Consider the following 18,700-nt stretch of genomic DNA (forward strand, 5'->3'; position numbering starts at 1 on the left):
TGCGTCCGCACCACGTCAGCCGCCCTCCTGGACGAGTGACCGTTCGATGTCCTCCAGCACCGCGGTCTCCACGGCCGCCGCCAGCTTCCGCACGGTGGGCGAGTCGAAGACCACCCGGGGCGAGAGCTTCACGCCGAAGGCCGCCTTGATCTCCGACAGCAGGCGGATGGTGAGGATCGAGTCCCCGCCGAGGTCGAAGAAGTTGTCGTCGAGGCCGACCCGGGACACGCCGAGCACCTGCACCCACAACCTGGCCAGTCCCTGCTCGGTCGGGGTTTCCGGGGCCACGTAGCCGGCGAGGAGTTCGCCCCGCTCCTCCGGCTCCGGCAGCGCCGACCGGTCGACCTTGCCGGTCGAGGTCAGCGGCAGGGCGTCGAGCACGACGAACGCGGCGGGCACCAGGTAGTCGGGCAGCCGGTCGGCGAGGAAGTCCCGCACCCGCGCGGCGTCGCAGGAGCCGGCAGGTACCAGGTAGGCGGTGAGCCTGCGAACACCGGGCTGGTCCTCGCGCACGACGACGGAGGCCGCGGCGACGTCCGGGTGGTCCAGCAGCACGGCCTCGATCTCGCCCGGTTCGATCCGGTGGCCGCGGATCTTCACCTGGTCGTCGATCCGGCCCAGCATCTCCATCGTGCCGTCCGGCCGCCACCGCACCAGGTCACCGGTCCGGTAGAGCCGGGAACCAGGCGGGCCGAAGGGATCGGCGACGAACCGTTCCGCCGTCAGGCCGGGCAGGCCGAGATAGCCGCGGGCGAGTCCGTCACCACCGATGTACCACTCACCGGCGACGCCGACCGGAACCTGGTTGAGGTTCCCGTCGAGCACGTAGCCGCGGGTGTTGGGCATGGGCGCGCCGATCGGGATCAGCGGCCCGGTGTCCTCGGCGGTGATCTGGTGCGTGGTCGCGAAGACCATGCTCTCCACCGGTCCGCAGCCGTGCACGAGGCGCAGGTTCGGGTGGCGCCCGCGGGCGGCCCGGATGTGCGGGGTCGAGGCCGCTTCGCCACCGGTCGCGACCTGGCGGACGCTGTCGAGCACCTCGGGGTGGTTGTCCACCACGGCGTTGAACAGGCTCGCCGACAACCACAGCGTGGTGACCCGGTGCTCGTCGATCAGCGAGACGAGCAGGGGCAGGTCCAGCTTGTGGCTCGGGCAGAGCACGGTGGTGCCGCCGTGGAGCAGCACCGACCACAGCTCCATCTGCGCCGCGTCCCACGACATCGGCGAGTACTGCAGGAACACTTGCTCCCCGCCGAAATCGAGGAAGTCCTGGCCGGTGAACGTGCGCACCATCGCGCGGTGCGGTGCGCACACGCCCTTGGGCCGTCCGGTGGATCCCGAGGTGAACATGACGCAGGCGACCGTGTCGGCGCTCGCCCCGCCGTCAGGGCGCACCGAGGGGCGGGCCGCGATGGCCTCGGCATCGGCGTCGACCCGCAGCACCGGCGTGTCGGTCGCCGGAAGCCGCTCGGCGAGGTCCTGGTCGGCCACCACCACGGCGGGGGTGAGGTCACCGAGCATCAGGCCGATCCGCTCGCTCGGGTACTCCGGGTCGATCATGGCGTAGCCACCGCCCGCCTTGTGCGCGGCGAGCATGCTCACGACCATGTCCAGCCCACGCCACAGCATGATCGCGACGATGCTGTCCGCGCCGACCCCGGCGTCGATCAGCTGGTGCGCCAACCGGTTGGCCGACTCGTCCAGTTCCCGGTACGTCAGGCTCCCGGCGCCGCAGACGACCGCCGTGCGATCCGGGGTCCGGCTCGCCTGCCGCTCGAACAGCTCGTGCAGGGTGGCCTCGGCCGGGTAGTCCACCGCGGTGTCGTTCCACCGCGCCAGCTCGGCGCGCTCGGCCGCGGTGAGCATGGTGACCGCGGCCAGGTTCCGCCCGTCCGCGTCGACGATCGCCGACAGCAGCTCGGTCAGGTGGTCTGCCAGCCGCTGCATCGTGCCGACGTCGAAGAGCTCACCGTCGTAGGCGAGCATGAACGACGGCTCGTCGGCGGCGAAGAACACCAGGGTGAGCGGGAAGTTGTTGGCATCGGCGGCGTGCAGGTCCCGAATCCCGAGCCCGTGCTCCGCGGCGACGTCGTAGCGCACCGGGTAGTTCTCGAACACCACCGCGCTGTCGAACAACGCGGTCCTGCCGGGAACCGCGGCCTCGTCGGCGCCGAGCCAACCGGCGAGCTGGGTGAGCGAGGTGTAGCTGAACTCCCGCGACCTCGCCTGCGCGTCCTGCAGTTCGGCGAGCCAGTCGAGGACGGGCCGGTCCCCGTCGACCTTGGCGCGCACCGGGATCGTGTTGATGACGAGCCCGCAGATGTCCTCGACGCCGTCGAGGTCACCGTCGCGGCCGGACACGACCGAACCGAAGCGGACGTCGCGCTGCCCGGAGTACCCGGCCAGCAGCAGTGCCCAGGCGCCCTGCACGACGGCGTTGAGCGTCAACCGCTTCCGCTTGGTGAGCGCGTCCAGTCCGCGCCGCAGCTCCGGCGGCAGTTCCCTGCGCACCTGGGCGGTGCCCCGGGATCGGTGTCCTGGCACCGGTTCCCGGTCATAGGGCAGCGCCGGGGATTCCGGCAGACCGTCCAGCACGTCCCGCCAGTACACCTCGGCGGCCTGGTGGTCCTGCCGGGCGAGCCAGCCGACGTAGTCGGCGAACGGGCGTCGCCGCACCGGGGTCGCCGCACCGTCCCTTCCGGACAGTCGGGCGTAGCCGGCGAACAGTTCCGCGAAGATCTGCTGCACGCTCCAGCCGTCGAGCAGGACGTGGTGGAAGGTGAACACCACGGCCACGCTGTCGCCGGACAGCGCCGCGATGGCGACCCTGGCGATGGTCGGCTCGGCCAGCGTGAACTTCGCAGCCCGGTCGGTGGCCAGGTAGGCGTCCAGCTCCTCCTGCTGCTCGCGCGCATCGAGCCCGGACCAGTCGAAGTAGGTGATCGGCAGCTCCACCCCGCGGCGCACGACCTGCAGCGGCACCGGGACGTCCTGCCACACCAGCGAGGTCCGCAGGATGTCGAGCCGGTCCACGACCTCCTGCCACGCCCGGCCCAGGGTGTTCACATCGGACACTCCGTCGAGGACGAAGTCCACCTGTGCGTGGTAGACGTCCTCCTCGGGTTCGGCGAGGCTGTGGATCAGCATGCCCTGCTGCATCAGGGTGAGCGGGTAGATGTCGACCACGTCGCGGTCGGCGCCGACGATCCGGTCGAGCGCGGCCTGGTCCAGCGCGGCGAGCGGGAAGTCCGACGGGGTGCAGCCACCGGCGCCGGGTTCGACGCAGTGGCGGACCAGGTCGCGCACGCCGTTCGCCATGCCTTCGGCGAGCGCGGTGACCGTGTGCTCGTGGTGCACCGAGGGCGAGTACGTCCAGCTCAGTTCGAGCTGTCCGGATTGGACGGTCGCGACGACGTCGATCAGGTGCGCCCGGGTGTGGTGCGGGTGCTGGTCGAGCCCCATGCGCAGCGAGCGGCCGTGGAAGAGCTCGTTGTCCGCCGTGGCGCTGTCCCATCGACCGAGGTAGTTGAAGCTGATCTCGGGGCTCGCGACGTCCACTGCGGCGCCGGTGAGGTAGCGCAGAGCGCCGTACCCGAGACCGCGCCGGGGCAGGGCACGCAGCTGCTCCTTCACCGATTTCAGCGTCTCGGAGGTGTCCGCGCCGCCGGGCACGGACAGCCGCACCGGGTACAGCGCGGTGAACCAGCCGAGGGTGCGGGACAGGTCGACCGACTCCCCTTCCGCGCCGAAGACGTCGAGGCCGTCCTCTCGGCCGTGGCCTTCCAGGTCGATGAGCACGTCCGCCCGCCCGGTCCAGCCGGCCAGGGTCGAGCCGAGCACGGTCAGCAGCGCTTCGTCGATCCTGGCGCGGTAAACGGCCGGAACCAGCCGCAGCAGCGCCTCGGTGTCGGCGCGGTCCACGCGCACCGTGACGGTTCTCGCCGTACCTGCCAGGTTGGCGCCGTCCAGGTCGCGCGGCACCGGCTCGGCGCCGGCGCGCCAGTGGTCCACCTCGTCATCGAACCGCCCGGCCCCGGCGGCAGTGGCCAGCATGTCGGCCCACGCCGCGAACGAGGTGGTCCGTGCCGGGGGCTCCGCCGTGTCTCCCCGGCGAAGCTGCTGGTAGGCGTTGGTCAGGTCGGTCAGCAGGACGCGCCAGGACACCGCGTCCATCACCAGGTGGTGTGCGGCCAGCAGCAACTGGGCGGGCGCCTCGTCACCGAAACTCACCACCACGGCCCGAAGCAGCGGACCGTGGTCCAGCCGGAACGAGCGCTGCGCCGCGTCGAACAGTTCGGCCGCCCGCGCCTCGCGTGCCGCGGGGTCCACATCGGACAGATCGTGGTGCTCCCAGCCCACCGGCTCCTCGGCCGGGACCAGCTCCTGCCGCCACCCCTCCGGGCTCGCCGAGAAGCGCAGGCGCAGCGCGTCGTGGTGGGCGCCGAGCAGCCTCAGCGCGTCGTGCAGCGCCTCGGTGTCGGTGCCCGGCAACAGGTCGACGCGCATCCACTGGTTGAAGTGCTCAGCGTGGTCCGGGTGGTGGTCCAGGTACCACCGCTGGATCGGCAGGAGGGGTACCGGACCGGAGACCGGGCCTCGTTCGGCCCCGGCGACCGCGTTCCCTGCTGTCGCCGCGGCGAGCTCGGCCACGGTCTGGTGGCGGAAGATGAGGCGCGAGCTGAGCGCCAGCCCGGCCTCGCGGGCCCTGGACACGACCTGCAGGCTCAGGATCGAGTCGCCGCCGAGCTCGAAGAAGTTGTCGGTGACGCCCACGGGGTGCACACCGAGTACCTCGCTCCACACCCTGGCGATCTCCCGCTCGACCGGGGTGCGCGGCGCGACGTGGTCGTCATCGAGCCGCCCGGTCGGCGCGGGCAGGGCCGCCCGGTCCAGCTTTCCGTTGCGGGTCAACGGGAATTCGCTCAGCACGACCAGGTCGGCCGGGACCATGTAGTCCGGCAGGCGGTTCGCGGCCGCCGCGCGCAGGCCGGCGGCGTCCACCCCCGCGCCCTCGTCGGCGGCGACGTAGCCGACCAGCCGCTTGACCCCCGGGGTGTCCTCGCGCACCAGCACCACGGCCGCCTTCACCCGGGGATCGTCGGCGAGCACCGTTTCGATCTCACCGGGTTCGATCCGGAAGCCGCGCACCTTGACCTGGTCGTCGGCCCGGCCGAGGAACTCCAGATACCCCTCGCCGGTCCACCTGGCGAGGTCGCCGGTCCGGTAGAGCCGGGAACCGGGCGGACCGAAGGGATCGGCGACGAACCGTTCCGCGGTCAGGTCCGGCCGGTTCGCGTAGCCGTACGCGACGCCGGGGCCGCCGATGTAGAGCTCACCGGCGACGCCGATCGGCACCGGCCGCAACGCGGCGTCCACGACGTAGAGGCGGCGGTTGCGCAGTGGCGGTCCGATGGGGACCATCGACCGCCCGTCGGCCACGTCCCGCTGCCGGACCCGGTGGCACGCGGCGACGATCATGGTTTCCACCGGCCCGTAACCGTTGATCAGCCGGAGGTCCGGGTAGGCGCGCGCGATCGTGCGGATGTGCGCCATCGAGGCCACGTCGCCGCCGAAGAGCACCTGGCGCACCGAGCCGAACAGGTCCGCGTGGCTCTCGGCGAGCACGTTGAACAGCCCGGCGGCCAGGCACAGGGTGGTGACCCCGTGCCTGCGCACCTCGGACACCAGCACGTCGGCGTCGATCGAGTCGCCCGGGTAGAACACCAGCGTCGCGCCGTGCAGCAGCGCCGACCACAGCTCCAGGGAAAGGCCGTCCCAGGAGACACCCATGCTCTGCAGGATCACCTCGCGCGGGCCGAGCTCGAAGAAACCCGTCTCGCACAAGGCGTGCACGGTCGCCCGGTGCGGTGATACCGCGCCCTTGGGGCGGCCCGTCGAGCCCGAGGTGAACAGCACGCAGGCGAGGTCGTCCCCGGTGACCGCGATGTCCGGGGCCTGGCTCGGTTGCCGGGCGATCTCGGCCTCTTCGGAGTCCGGAACGATCACTCTGGCGACGATGTCGCGGTACTGGTCGGCGTACCGCTCCGTGACGACAGCGACCGCGGCACCGGCATCGTCGATCATGAACCGGGTGCGCTCGACGGGCGCCTTCGCGTCGACGGTGAGGTAGGCGGCACCGGTCTTGAGGATCGCGAGCAGGCCGATCGGGAGATCGAGCCCGCGCTCGGCGCAGATCGCCACGACATCGCCCGGCCGCACACCGACGCCGATCAGGTGGTGCGCCAGTCGACTGGACCGCGCGTCGAGCTCGGCGTAGCTGAGCCGGTCGTCGCCGTAGACGACCGCGGTGGCGTCCGGAGCGGACCGGACGTGCCCGGCGAACAGTTCGTGCAGCGGCACGTCCAGCGGCTGCGGGCCTGCAGAGTCGTTGAAGTCGACCACGATCCGCCGGCGCTGGTCTTCTGCCAGCGCCGGGATGGCGGCGATCGGCCGGTCGGCGTCGCTGGTGACGGCGTCGAGCAGGGTCAGCAGGTTCGCCGCCATCCGTTCGATCGTCTCCGGCGCGAACAGGGCGGTGTCGTAGCCGATCCTGCCCTCCAGCCGCCCGTCGGCCTCCTCGAACTCGAACACCAGATCGGCGACCGCCACCACATCGGGCAGATCCGCGCGTTCGATCCGCGCGCCCGGCAGTTCGCGGTCGGTCAACCAGGCGTTCTGCAGCACGACGATGGCCTGGAACAGCGGTGTCCTGCTGGTGTCGCGGTCCACCCGCAGCGCGTCGACGATCCGGTCGAACGGCACGTCCTGGTGCGCGAAGCCGTCCCGGATGGTGCCGCTGACCGCGCGGAGGAACTCGCCGAACGGCAGGCCGGGATCGACCTCGGAACGCAGCACCAGGTTGTTGATGAAGAAGCCGAGCATGTGCTCGACCTCGGGCCGGCTCCGGCCGTTGGTGACGGTGCCGACGGCGATGTCCTGCTCACCGGTGTAGCGGGCGAGCAGGACCTGCACCACGGCGACCAAGGTCGCGAACAGCGTGGTGTCGGCGTCCGCGCCGACCTGCCGCAGGCGCGCGGCCAGCTCGTCCGGAATCCGGTAGGAGCACCGCGAACCGGCACCGCGGCGCACCGCGGGCCGGGGGTAGTCGGTCGCGACTTCGGCTACCGACAGCTCTGCCAGTTGCCCGCGCCAGTAGTCCAGGTGCCTCGCGGTCGCGGCCTCGGACCATTCCGCCCGCTGCCACACGGCGAAGTCCGGGTACTGCAGGCGCCCCGACGTGATGTCGGGGGCGCGCCCCTCGACGGCCGCCGTGTAGCGGTGGCAAAGCTCCTCCGCCATCAGGCGGACCGACGTGCCGTCGGTGACGATGTGGTGCAGGGAGAACACCAGCACGTGCTCGGTGTCGGAGAACCGGAACAACCACCAGCGGCACGGCGGGTCCTGGCGGAGGTCGAAGGGCCGGGTCAGCTCCGGCCGGATCCGGCGTTCGAACTCAGCGCGGCGCTCCGCGTCCGCGAACCCGCTCAGATCCACAGTGGACACATCGACCGGCGTGGCGGGCGACACGGTCTGGTGCCCCCGGCCGGCTCGTGAACCGAAGCGGAGCCGCAGTGACTCGTGCGCGGCGACCAGGCCGTCGACGGCCGTCCGCAGCGCATCGCGGTCGAGCTCGCCGACGAACCTCAGTCCACCGTCCACGTTGTACTCGAACGAGTCCTGGTCGAACTCCTGAAGGAACCACAGGCGTTCCTGCACCGGGGACAGCGGGATGGGTCCGCTCCGCGGTGCCGGTTCGATCGTCGACAGCGCATCGGCGTCCAGCGCGTCGATGGCGGCGGCGAACCCGGCGATCGTCGGCTCGGTGAACAACAGTTCGAGCGGGATGTGCACCTCGAACGCCGCCATCGCCGCCCGCAGCACCCTCAGCGCGCGCAGGGAGTCACCGCCCTGGGCGAAGAAGTCGTCCTCGAAGCCCACCGAGTCCAGCCCGAGCACGTCGCGCCAGATCTCGGCGAGGCGCTGTTCGGTCGGTGTGCCGGCCTCGGTCCGCCCGGCGCCGCGGCCGGGGAGCAGCCGCGTGCCGGTCGCGGCGGACAGGGCACCGCGGTCGATCTTGCCGTGCTCGGTCAGCGGGAAGGCGTCGTGCCGGATGAACAGCGCGGGCACCATGTAGTCGGGCAACCGCTGCCCGAGGAACGCGCGCAGCGTGTCCCGGTCGAGTTCGGCCGCGCCCGCGGCGACCAGGTGCGCCACCAGCTGCTGGCCGCCCTCGTCGTCGCGGCGGACCACGACCGCGGCCCGGTCCACCTGCTCGTGCGCGGCGAGCGCGAGCTCGATCTCGCCCAGCTCGACCCGGAACCCGCGGATCTTGACCTGGTTGTCGGCCCGTCCGACGAAGTGCCATTCCCCGTCGGTGGTGAGCCGGACGAGATCACCGGTCCGGTACATCACGCCGCCGGCTCGCTCGAACGGGTTGGCCACGAACCGCTCGGCGGTCAGGCCCGGTCGGTTGAGGTAGCCGCGGGCCAGGCCGATACCGCCGATGTAGGCCTCCCCCACCGCACCTGGTTCGACCGGCCGCAGCCGTTCGTCGAGCACGTACATCGTGGTGTCGGCGACCGGAGTGCCCAGTGGTGGCAGGACCGCGTCGGTCAGCGGCCGGCTCACCGTGGTGCAGATGGTCGCCTCGGTGGCGCCGTACCCGTTGACCACCGTCCGCCCCCGCGCCCAGGTCGCCAGCAGGGTCGGCGCGAAGGCCTCCCCGGCGAGGAACAGCGACACGCCCTGGGGGAAGGTCTCCGGCGGCATGGCGGCCAGCGCGGCCGGCGGAATGGTGGCGTGGGTGACCTTCTGCTCCACGAGCAGTTCGGCCAGCGCGGTGTAGGAACTCGTTCGTCCGGTGGCGGCGGCGACGATCGCGCCCCCGGTGAACAGCGGGGTGAAGATGTCCCAGAGCGCGGCGTCGAAGCCGGTGGGGGCGAACTGGAGCGAGCGGCTGTTCTCGTCGAGCCCGAACCGCTCGGCCAGCCTCGGCACGGTGACGGCACCGGCGTGCGTGATGATCACGCCCTTGGGCCTGCCGGTGGACCCGGAGGTGTAGATGACGTACGCCGCGTTGTCCAGTGCGAGCGGGGCGTTCCGGTCCGCGTCGGTGAGGTTGTCCGAACGGTTCCCGGCCAGCTCGGCGGTGAGGCCGGGATCGTCGAGCGACAGCCGCACGGCGTCCGGGCCGGCCGGGACCACCGCCTCGGTCGCGCCGACGCCGACCACGAGCGTGGGCGCCGCGTCGGAGAACAGGAACTCGATCCGCTCCTCGGGATAGCCCGCGTCGATCGGCAGGAACGGCGCGCCCGCCTTGAGCGCGGCGAGAACGCTGATGACGAACTCCGGCCCGCGCGGCAGCACGAGCGCGACCAGCCGCTCCGGTGTGGCCCCGCGGGCGACCAGTGCCCTGGCCAGCCGGTTCGCCCGCGCGTTCAGCTCGGCGTAGGACAACCACGTGTCGTCGTGCGCCAGTGCCGTCGCCTCCGGCGAACGCATGACCTGTGCCTCGAACAGCTCGGTGAACGACAGTGCCGTCGAAGCCGCCAGACGTACCGCGCGATCCACACCAACCTCCGCGCATCTCGAACCGAAAATTCCCAGCTACCGAAATCGGGTACGGCGAATCACGAGCGACCGCCCGCGCCGCGAAAGAAACTGCTCAGCGGTTGTCCATCCGCGCTGCGAGACCAGCCGGACGCAGATCGGTCCAGTTCTCGTCGACATAGCGGAGGCACGACTCGCGACTCGCCCCGCCGTGCACCACGCGCCACCCCCGGGGAACGTCCACCCCGTCCCTCCACAACGAATGCTGACCCTCGTCGTTGATCAGGACGGAGTAGCTGCCCACAGGATCGTCGAACGGATTCGTCATCACTGGTGAACCAATCGAGAAAAACAGCGGAGAACGACTGACGCAAGCCCACCTGAAATACTCACGCACGTTCCAGCTCAAAAATCACGGACAGCGTCAGGGACTCGATGAGGCGCTTGTTCACGCACCGCCAGCCACCCTCTTCGAACACGCCCTCCCACTCGGCGAGGGTGGGAATGTAGACATCCATCATGGCGTGGCCGACCTCGAACCCGAGGGTGAACACGGGCACGTTGTCCTCGGTCACGGCGTGCTCGGTCCGCGGGTCGTCGAGCAGAATCCGGGTGGCGTCACCGAGCAGGAAACGGCGAACGTTGGGGAAGGCCTCCCGCAGCCTGCGCAGGGTGGCGACGCAGTTCTCCCGCGGCCAGAAGTCGTGTCCCATCATGAAGCAGGTCAGCAGGTCGACCTCGGCGAACTCGGCCCTCGTCCCGATGTTGCGCGCGTCGGCCTCGGCGAAGGAGAGGCGGTCGGACATGCCGAGTTCGGCCGTCTCCTTCTCGGCGACCTTGAGCGCGGGGCCGGCGAGGTCCAGACCGAGGCCCTTCGCCCGCGGATGGCGCCGGAGAACCTGGATCAGCCGCCCGCCGCTGCCGCAGCCGAGGTCGGCGACGTAGGATAAGTCGTGGTCGAGGTCGTCCATGGCGGCCCAGAACGCCGGGTCGAAGTACTGCGTGTTGATGTCCCGGCAGGCGTAGCCGATCGCCGCCGAGTCCCGCCGGTAGAAGTCACCGGTGCGGTTCTCGTTGCGCAGCACGTACTGCATCCTCGCGAACAGCTCGCCGGAACCGAGGCAGAGCCAGTGGAACAGCGACTTGGTCCGGTAGGCCTCGTCGAAATGGCGGCCGACCACAACGCTGTCCCGATCCCGCTCGACCACGCCGACCACCGCCAGTGCGGTGATCATGCCCTGCGTCGACGCCAGGTCGAGGTCGTTCTGCAGCGCGAAACTCTGCACGTCCAGCTTGCCGTTCTCGCGCAACTCTTCGAGGGCTCCCAACTCCCAGGCCGCCCCGATCGAGGCCGCGGCGACCGCGGAGTTGAAGATGGAAGCCACCGCGCGCTCGGATTCCGAGCCAACCACAGGAGAGTTCATCCGGACTCACTCCATTCAACAATCCCGATAAGTTCCCACGACTACGTTGGGCGAAACTGCCGAGAAAATGTCCGCGAACCGGAGCATTCAGACCAGGCGTCGACAGCTGTCATCGACCTTATGCATTGCAACTATAGAGCGTCAAACATATTTAGCGACGTCTTAATAAACTGGGTCAGGTTGTCGTTCCCGGATGATGATGATTCCATCGCTTTGACCGTGGATAATCCTGTGGTAGAGCCGCCGCGGTGATGGTTCCGGTGCGCGGGCCGGGGATCGGCGCTGGTCGTGTGGCCGGCTCACCGTCCTGGCGACGCGGCGGGCGAGGGCGATCGGGCAGCGGTGAGCCACAAATTCCTTAAAGCCACCGCCGCCGTCGGATTCGCCGTTCGTCGAGCCGGACCCGGTTGTCAGGGGGTGGTGTCACCATCGCGACATGGACAAGGCAAGGACGACACCGATCATGACCAGCGCGGCTGTGTCGCGGCTGGTGACCGCCTGGCTGGCGACCATTTCCTCGGAGCACACACGGGCCCGCTACCGCCGGGACCTCGGCCGCCTCGCGGGCTGGCTGATGGGCCACCGCGGCCGCGGCCTGCTCGCCACCAGGGCCGAGGACGTGATCGCGTACGCGCACACCCTGACCGGGCACCGCCACGACCTCGATCACCGAGCGCACCCGCTGCGGCGGCACGACACCATCGCCACCAAGGCGACCGCGTGGAGCTCGTTCTTCGCCCACTGCGTGCGGGCCGGGCTGCTCGAATCCAACCCCGTCCAACAAGCCCGCGCCCTCGACCCCGCGGCGGCCTACCCGCCACACCCGCGCAACCCGGCCAGCGGCGCCGACGCCGACGCGTTACGCGCGCTGGTCGCCGAGGCGCACCGCGATCCGTGGCTCGGCGGCAGCCTCGGTGCCGCGCTGGTCGGTCTGCTCGTGGCCACGCAGTGGCGGCCGGAGCGCATCACCACGCGCACGCTGGCCGACCTCTCCGAGCGCGGCGTGCACGACGGTGAGCAGTGGCTGCCACTACCCGCCGCGGTGGTCGGCTATCTCGGCGCGTGGTGCGCCGAGCGACCGGATGTCGTTGGGACGCATGTGTTCTACGAGCGCTCGGGACTGCGGCGGATCTCCGCGATCGACCTGATGCGACTGGTGCTGCGCAGCGCGGAGCGGGCCGGGCTCGGCGACGGGCTCACCGCGACCCGGGCCGCCCGCTCCGCCGCCGAGATCACCGAGCGCGGCGAGTCGATCGAGCTGCCCCCGCTGGCCGAGCTGCGCCGGTCGGCCCCGGCCCCGGAACAGCTCGCGCTGCCGGACGACCCGCGCGAGCACGACCCGGTGCAGCCCGCGCTGATCCCCCTGCCACAGCAGTGATCACCCGGTGAGGAGCCGGTCGAGCGCCCGCCGCGCGCGGTCCCCGGCACGGGGGTCGCGGTCGAGCCGCAGCGAGTGGTTCAGGCTCAACATCACGCCGTACAGCTCGAACATCAGCTGGTCGGGGTCGGTGTCCCCGGGCAGTTCGCCCGCGCTCACCGCGAGCCTGATCTGGATCACCAGGTCGCGGCGCCACACCGCGACCATCCCGGCGACGGCGTCGCGCACCGGTCCCTCGCGGTCGTCGAACTCCGCGACCGCGGCGGTGAAGAAGCAGCCGCCGGGGAACACCCCGCGCTCCATGTAGGACACCCACGCCGCGCAGAGGGCGCGCAGCCGGGACAGACCTGGCTCGGCGTCGGTGGCCCGGCCCGGCACCTCCTGCCCGAAGATCGCGGCGGCGGTGTCGATCACCGCGAGCTGCAGGACCTCCTTGGACCCGAAGTGGCCGAGCAGGCCGGACTTGCTCATGCCCAGGTCGGCCGCGAGCCTGCCGATGGTCAGGCCCTCAAGGCCCTCGACGGAGGCGACCTCCACTCCCCGGTCGAGGATCACCGAGCGGGTGTGCCTGGCGTCGGTCGCCGATCTGCGCGGACTCACGGCGCTCACTCTAGTCACCTCCGCCACATTTAGCGTCCGATCGATCGGACGCTAAACTGCCCGGCATGCCTCCTCCCCGCATCGCCGCACTCGGCCACCACCAGCCGGAACACGTCATGACCAATGACGACCTGACCGCCCTCGTCGACACCACGGACGAGTGGATCCGCAAGCGCACCGGCATCGCCACCCGGCGCCTCGCGCTCCGCGAGTCGGTCACCGACCTCGCCGAGCAGGCCGCCGCGAAGGCGCTGGCCCGGTCCGGCCTCGCCCCGGACGAGGTTGACATGGTGGTGGTCGCGACCTGCTCCGCGATCGACCGCTGCCCGTCGATCGCCGCCCAGGTCGCCGGGCGGCTGCACATCCCTGCGGCAGCGGCGTTCGACGTCAACAACGGCTGTGCGGGGTTCAGCACGGCGCTGGCCACCGTCGACCACGCGATCCGCGCCGGGGCCGCTCGCGGCGCACTGGTCATCGGGGCGGAGAAGATGTCCGACATCACCGACTGGACCGACCGCTCGACGTGCGTGCTGCTCGGCGACGGCGCGGGGGCGGCGGTGGTCACCGGCTCGGACGGACGGGACGGCATCGGCCCGGTCGTCTGGGGCTCCGACCCGACGCGGGGGCACGCGGTGCGGATCTCCGGCGACTGGCACCCGCTCTTCCGCCAGGAGGGGCGCGAGGTGTTCCGCTGGGCGACCACCGAACTCGTTCCCCTGGCGCGGAAAACGTGCGAGTGTGCCGGGGTCTCGCCCACCGACCTCGGCGCCGTGGTCACCCACCAGGCGAACCTGCGGATCATCGACGCGCTCGTCGACAGGCTCGGCATCACCGACGCGGTCGTCGCGCGGGACGTCGTCGACTCCGGCAACACCTCGGCCGCTTCCATCCCGCTCGCGTTGTCCAAGCTCGTCGAGCTGGGTGCGGTCCCGACCGGCTCTCCGGTGTTGCTGTTCTCCTTCGGCGGCGGCCTGTCGTGGGCCGGTCAGGTGGTGATGTGCCCGTGAGGACGCTCTCGTTCCTGGCCCGGCTGATCTTCCGCCCGCGCGTGCTCGGCACCGGGAACGTGCCGAGGACCGGGCCGGTGGTCATCGCCGCCAACCACCTGTCCTTCGTGGACAGCGTGGTGATCGCGCTGGTGGCGCCCCGCCGCGTGGTGTTCCTGGCGAAGGCCGAGTACTTCACCGGGAAGGGCCTGCGCGGTCGCCTGGTGCGCCGCCTGTTCCACGCCCTCGGCGCGATCCCGGTCGAGCGCGGCACGTACCACTCGGCGCGGGCCTCCCTCGACGCGGCACAGCGGATCATCAACGGCGGCAACGCTTTCGCCATCTACCCCGAGGGCACCCGCTCCCTCGACGGCAGGCTCTACCGAGGCCGGGCCGGAGTAGCCTGGCTGGCGCTGTCCACGGGCGCGCCAGTGGTCCCCGTGGGACTCCAGGGCACCGAACGCCTGCAGCCGGTCGGCTCCCGGCTCCCCCGCCCGCACCGGGTGACCGTCCACTTCGGACGGCCATTGGAGTTCGCCGGACGGGAGAACACCGCGCGCGAACGGCGGAGGACGACCGACGAGATCATGGCCGCGATCCGCGCCCTGACCGGCCAGGAGCACGTCACCGAGTACAACGCCGCCGCCTAGCGGTGGATCCGCATTATCCTGGTGCCGTGGTGGAGAACGCGGTCTCACCGGATCCGGACCTGGTCCGCGCGCTGAGGGCGCTGTCGAACCCGATGCGGCTGCAACTGCTGCTGTGGCTGCGGGAGCCCGAGCGCCACTTCTCCGCGGAGGGCGCGATCGCCGACCCCGCCGAGGTGGGGATCTGCGTGACCCACATCCGGGCGAAGGCGGGCCTTGCCCAGTCCACGGTGTCGGCGTACATGGCCGAGCTGGAGCGGGCGGGCCTGGTGCGAGCGACGCGCGTCGGCAAGTGGACCCACTACAAGCGCGACGAGCAGCGCATCGCCGAGCTCGTCGGGACGCTCGGCCGGACGCTCTAGCCGGTCACGATCCGCAGGATCGCCGTGCCCTCGCCCATCCCCGGCAGCTGAAGGGTGACGCTGCCGGGACGGGCGTCGGGCATCTTGGCCGCGCACTCGGCGTTCGGACCGCCGAAGGAACCGAAACCACCGCCACCGCCGAAGGAGAACGCGGAGCAGCCGGGCTTGAGCGTGCCCGAGCCGCCGCCACCCCTGTTCAGCGCGAGGTCGAAATCCACCTCGCCGGCCGCGACCTTCTTGATCGACAGCTTGCCCGGAGCGGAGCCGCCGAACCGGATCTCGACCGGCTTCGACACCGCCACCTCGCAGCTCCGGGTCGCGCACACCTTGTAGTCCGCACCGTCGGCGGCTGCTGTCGGCGTGGCGGCGGCAGTCGTCGTGGTCGTTGTGGTGGTGGGTGCGGTGGTGGTCGTGCCGGTCGCGGTCGGCACCTGGGAAGCGGGGGGCGGCGGCGGTCCGCCGGCGCAGCCGGTCATGGCCAGCGCCGCCAGCAGTGCCGCGGTGATTCGAGAGGTCTTCACCCCGCGGAACCTAGGTCCGGGCACCGGGACCGGTCCCGGACTTGACCGTCAAATCGTAATTTTGCGATACTTCGATCTGACTTGGCGGACGCACACGAGGAGTTGCGCGATGAGTGGCACCGGCGACCTGGGCCTGGGCCGGTTCGGGCTCTACACCTTCGACTTCGAGTTCCAGCAGGCGGCGAGGATCCGTGAGTCCGTGCGGGAACTGGAGGAGCTGGGCTGGCGGGCGCTCTGGGTCCCCGAACTGCTCGGGCGGGACGCGTTCACCCACGCCGCCGTGCTGCTGTCGGCTTCGGAACGGATGCGCGTCGTCAACGGGATCGCCCGGATCTGGTCCCGCGAGGCCCGCTGGACGCACGGCGCCAGCACGCTCCTCGCGGACGCCTACCCCGACCGGCACGTGCTGGGCCTGGGGTTCGGCGGCGACAAGCGCACGAACGTCAAACCCCTCGCGGCGATGAAGGCCTACCTCGACGAGCTGGATTCGATGGACTCGCCCAACCCCGCTCCGAGCACCCCCGTCCGCCGCATCCTGGCCGCCTACGGCCCGAAGATGCTCGAACTGGCCCGCGATCGCGCTGCGGGCGCCCAGAGCTACCACGTCAACGTCGAGCACACGGCGCGGTCACGCCAGATCCTCGGCCCCGACGCCTTCCTCGGTGTCGAGCACGCGGTGCTGTTCGAGTCGGACCCCGCCAAGGCCCGCGAGATCGCCCGCGGGCACATGCACACCTACCTCACCAGCCCCTACAACATCGCGAAGTTCCGCCGCCTCGGCTACACCGACGAGGAGATCGACCACGGCGGCAGCGACCGCATCATCGACGATCTCGTCTTCTGGGGCGATCCGGACACCATCGTCAAGAAGCTGCACGCCCACGTCGAGGCCGGTGCCGACCACGTCGCGGCCCAGGTGATCGGTGTCGAACCCGGGCAGTCCGCGATGCCCTACTGGCGCCTGCTCAGCGCGGTCAACGAGGGCGAGTAGATCCGCTCGCCTCCGTGTCGACGTCGTGGTCGAACGCGCGCAGCACCGGGCTGAACGCCACGAGCAACGCCGGGACGACCATGAACGCGGCACAGAGCAGCAGCGCGGTCCGGCCACCGAACAGCTCCATCAGCACTCCGCCGACCAGCGAGCCGAACGCGCCACCCGCGCTGTCGAGCAGCCCGAGCGCCCCGCCGACCCGGCCCCGGAGCTCGTCCGGGGTCAGCAGCATCAGGTAGGTCATGACCGCCGTGTTCGCCGTCGGGGCCAGCAACGCCGACACCGCGAGCAGGGCACCGGCCTCCAGCACGTTCGACGAGAACGCCAGGAGCGGCGCGATGAGCACGAAGCTCCCGATGACCCCGGCGATCGAGGCGTACGGCGAGAGCCTGCGCAGCAGCCGGGGGGCGACGAGCGCGCCGAGCAGACCGCCGACGCCGAGCATCACCCCGAGCAGGCCGATCTCGCTCTCCGGTGTCCCCCTCGCCTGCGCGGCCAGCAGCACAACCAGGTACAGGGCGACGAAGCTGACGTTGAGCAGCACCGCGCACGCCGCGATGATCCGCAGCACCGCGTTGCCCAGCACCCATCGCACGCCTTCGGCGAGTTCGGCGGAGAACGCGCGCCGCTCGGGGATCTCGCGCGGCGGCAGCCGCAGGAAGAGCAGGGCCACGAAGGACAACGATTGCAGGATCGCGTTGAGCAGGAAGGGAAAAGCCCGGCCCAGCTGGAGCAGTGCGGCGCCGAAGGCGTTGCCGCCCAGCTGGCCCAGCGATCCCCGGGCGGAGTTCATGGCGAACGCGCTGGAGAGCTGGCTGGGCGGAACCACCTGGGACAGCGCCGCTTCCTCGGCCGGGTAGGCCAGGGCCAGCGCCACCCCCTCCACGGCGGCCACCGCCAGCAGGAAGGGGAAGAACAGCGCGCCGGACCAGATCGCGACGCACAGCCCACCGTACGCGCACGCCCTGGCCAACGCGCAGAACACCAGGATCTTCCTGCGGTCCCACCGATCCGCGAGCACCCCGGCGGGCAGGCCGGCGAGCAGCTGGAGGGCGGACAGGACGAAGCCCGCCACCCCGGCCAACGCCGGTGACGCCCAGACCGCCGCCACCAGCAGCGGACAGGCGATCACGAACACCTGGTTGCTCAGCTCGGAACCCGCCTGCGCCGTCCACAGCAGGTGGAAGTTCCTGTTGCGGGACAGCTTCGTCTCCGACACCGGAGCGCTCATGCGATGATGCGGGATCGGCGGTCGCTGAGCGCGTAGATGCTGCGCACGTTGCGGATCAGGTTGAGCCGCTTGAGCCAGCGGTCCTTGCCGTCGTAGCGCGGCTGGAACGGCTCACGCCCGTGCACCACGCGGTAGTTGTCCACGAAGACGGCGTCACCGGGCTGGAGCACGACCCGCTCCACCGCCGCGCTGAGGTGCTCCTGGGTGGCCGCCATGACCGCCGCCGCCTCGGTGTCGCCCTCCTCCACCGCCATGAAGTCGATGTCGAAGCGCAGGTAGGGCCGCTCGTGCGGGCCGAAGATCACCGATCCCGTGGTGTGGCCGCGGCCGGCCAGGTGATCGGTCCCGTCGCCGTCGAGCAGCACCCCGCCGACGTGCGAGTCGTCCGGGTAGAAGCGGAACCTGTTCTCCGACAACACCTTCCTGGTCTGCTCGGGCAGGTCGAGCGCGGCGATCCGGACGAACGTGGTGCCCACCGAGTCCGGGTTGCGCAGGCACAGCAGGGACACGTAGTCACCCCGGCAGGGGTGGAAGACGTCCTCGGTGTGCAGCGACAGCCCCGCCTCGCTGCTGGCGCTGGTGAGCGAGCGCTCCATACCGGGCGCCGGGCAGACGTCGTGCACGATGCGGCCGTCCTGCTGGTTGGCCCAGCCGAACGCCTCGCCCAGCGCGGAGCCGACGAGCAGCAGCACGATCTCCTCGCGCTGCCCGGCGCCGGTCTTGGCCGCGGTGTCCCACCCGGTCGGGGTGGGCACCAGGTCGTCGGCGATCGGCAGGCCGGACACCACGGTCACGTCCGACTCGTTGGCCCGCACCTCGGCGAGGAACTCCCGCAGCCGCAGGGGAAGCCGCTCGGCCACCCGCCCGGCCCGGTCCACGAACGTCAGCGGGTCCCAGGAGTCGCCGTCACCGAGGACCTCGTCGGCGAGGCGGGCGACCTCGTCCGACTCGGCAGAGCTGAGAGTGATCTTGTCCACGCCAGAAGCTCCTCTGTCTCGGGGGAAGGTTCGG

The 18,700-nt window shown here is 71.0% G+C and carries 12 protein-coding genes; 5 read left to right on the plus strand and 7 right to left on the minus strand.

Annotated features, from left to right (window positions below; genetic code table 11):
* Positions 1-15: 15 nt before the first annotated feature.
* From BLT28_RS11410 to BLT28_RS11420, 3 genes are all read right to left on the minus strand, one after another.
* The gene (locus tag BLT28_RS11410; protein WP_052407849.1) at positions 16-9,570 is read right to left on the minus strand and encodes a non-ribosomal peptide synthetase; all 9,555 of its coding nucleotides are present in this window, start codon (positions 9,568-9,570) and stop codon (positions 16-18) included.
* 94 nt (positions 9,571-9,664) lie between these two features.
* Positions 9,665-9,877, minus strand: a complete 213-nt coding sequence (locus tag BLT28_RS11415) for an MbtH family protein (protein WP_030432103.1) — start codon at positions 9,875-9,877, stop codon at positions 9,665-9,667.
* Positions 9,878-9,938: 61 nt separating this feature from the next.
* Positions 9,939-10,934: a class I SAM-dependent methyltransferase gene (locus tag BLT28_RS11420; protein WP_231950754.1), complete on the minus strand. Its 996-nt coding sequence runs from the start codon at positions 10,932-10,934 to the stop codon at positions 9,939-9,941.
* Positions 10,935-11,409: 475 nt separating this feature from the next.
* Between BLT28_RS11420 and BLT28_RS11425 the strand changes: the two genes are divergently transcribed.
* Complete coding sequence (locus BLT28_RS11425) at positions 11,410-12,351, plus strand: site-specific integrase (RefSeq protein WP_156051434.1); 942 nt, start codon at positions 11,410-11,412, stop codon at positions 12,349-12,351.
* Here BLT28_RS11425 and BLT28_RS11430 read toward each other — a convergent pair whose 3' ends face one another.
* Complete coding sequence (locus tag BLT28_RS11430) at positions 12,352-12,951, minus strand: TetR/AcrR family transcriptional regulator (RefSeq protein ID WP_030432100.1); 600 nt, start codon at positions 12,949-12,951, stop codon at positions 12,352-12,354.
* Positions 12,952-13,016: 65 nt separating this feature from the next.
* Between BLT28_RS11430 and BLT28_RS11435 the strand changes: the two genes are divergently transcribed.
* The 3 genes from BLT28_RS11435 to BLT28_RS11445 are packed head-to-tail and all read left to right on the plus strand — an operon-like array spanning position 13,017 to position 14,946.
* Positions 13,017-13,958, plus strand: a complete 942-nt coding sequence (locus BLT28_RS11435) for a beta-ketoacyl-ACP synthase III (RefSeq protein WP_030432099.1) — start codon at positions 13,017-13,019, stop codon at positions 13,956-13,958.
* Entirely contained in the window at positions 13,955-14,587 is a 633-nt protein-coding gene (locus BLT28_RS11440; protein ID WP_231950756.1) for a lysophospholipid acyltransferase family protein, read from the plus strand. Before BLT28_RS11435 ends, BLT28_RS11440 begins: the two co-directional genes overlap by 4 nt.
* Positions 14,588-14,613: 26 nt before the next feature.
* Positions 14,614-14,946, plus strand: a complete 333-nt coding sequence (locus tag BLT28_RS11445; protein ID WP_030432097.1) for an ArsR/SmtB family transcription factor — start codon at positions 14,614-14,616, stop codon at positions 14,944-14,946.
* Here the strand turns inward: BLT28_RS11445 and BLT28_RS11450 are convergent.
* Positions 14,943-15,467 carry a hypothetical protein gene (locus BLT28_RS11450; protein ID WP_030432096.1) on the minus strand — a complete coding sequence of 175 codons (525 nt, stop codon included), beginning with the start codon at positions 15,465-15,467 and terminating at the stop codon, positions 14,943-14,945. The two genes, BLT28_RS11445 and BLT28_RS11450, sit on opposite strands and share 4 nt — an antisense overlap.
* A 109-nt stretch (positions 15,468-15,576) precedes the next feature.
* Between BLT28_RS11450 and BLT28_RS11455 the strand changes: the two genes are divergently transcribed.
* Positions 15,577-16,458, plus strand: a complete 882-nt coding sequence (locus tag BLT28_RS11455; protein ID WP_030432095.1) for a TIGR03620 family F420-dependent LLM class oxidoreductase — start codon at positions 15,577-15,579, stop codon at positions 16,456-16,458.
* Here the strand turns inward: BLT28_RS11455 and BLT28_RS11460 are convergent.
* Positions 16,442-17,689: an MFS transporter gene (locus tag BLT28_RS11460; RefSeq protein WP_043813236.1), complete on the minus strand. Its 1,248-nt coding sequence runs from the start codon at positions 17,687-17,689 to the stop codon at positions 16,442-16,444. The genes BLT28_RS11455 and BLT28_RS11460 overlap by 17 nt on opposite strands.
* Complete coding sequence (locus tag BLT28_RS11465; protein ID WP_030432093.1) at positions 17,686-18,666, minus strand: TauD/TfdA family dioxygenase; 981 nt, start codon at positions 18,664-18,666, stop codon at positions 17,686-17,688. Before BLT28_RS11465 ends, BLT28_RS11460 begins: the two co-directional genes overlap by 4 nt.
* Positions 18,667-18,700: the final 34 nt, after the last annotated feature.

The sequence above is a fragment of the Allokutzneria albata genome, assembly GCF_900103775.1.
Taxonomy (GTDB): Bacteria; Actinomycetota; Actinomycetes; order Mycobacteriales; family Pseudonocardiaceae; genus Allokutzneria; species Allokutzneria albata.

Bases quoted from the DNA above. Each gene is read 5' to 3' on its own strand.
- BLT28_RS11460 (WP_043813236.1), bottom strand. From the start codon at position 17,689: ATGAGCGCTCCGGTGTCGGAGACGAAGCTGTCCCGCAACAGGAACTTC.
- BLT28_RS11425 (WP_156051434.1), top strand. From the start codon at position 11,410: ATGGACAAGGCAAGGACGACACCGATCATGACCAGCGCGGCTGTGTCG.
- BLT28_RS11415 (WP_030432103.1), bottom strand. From the start codon at position 9,877: ATGACGAATCCGTTCGACGATCCTGTGGGCAGCTACTCCGTCCTGATC.
- BLT28_RS11435 (WP_030432099.1), top strand. From the start codon at position 13,017: ATGCCTCCTCCCCGCATCGCCGCACTCGGCCACCACCAGCCGGAACAC.
- BLT28_RS11455 (WP_030432095.1), top strand. From the start codon at position 15,577: ATGAGTGGCACCGGCGACCTGGGCCTGGGCCGGTTCGGGCTCTACACC.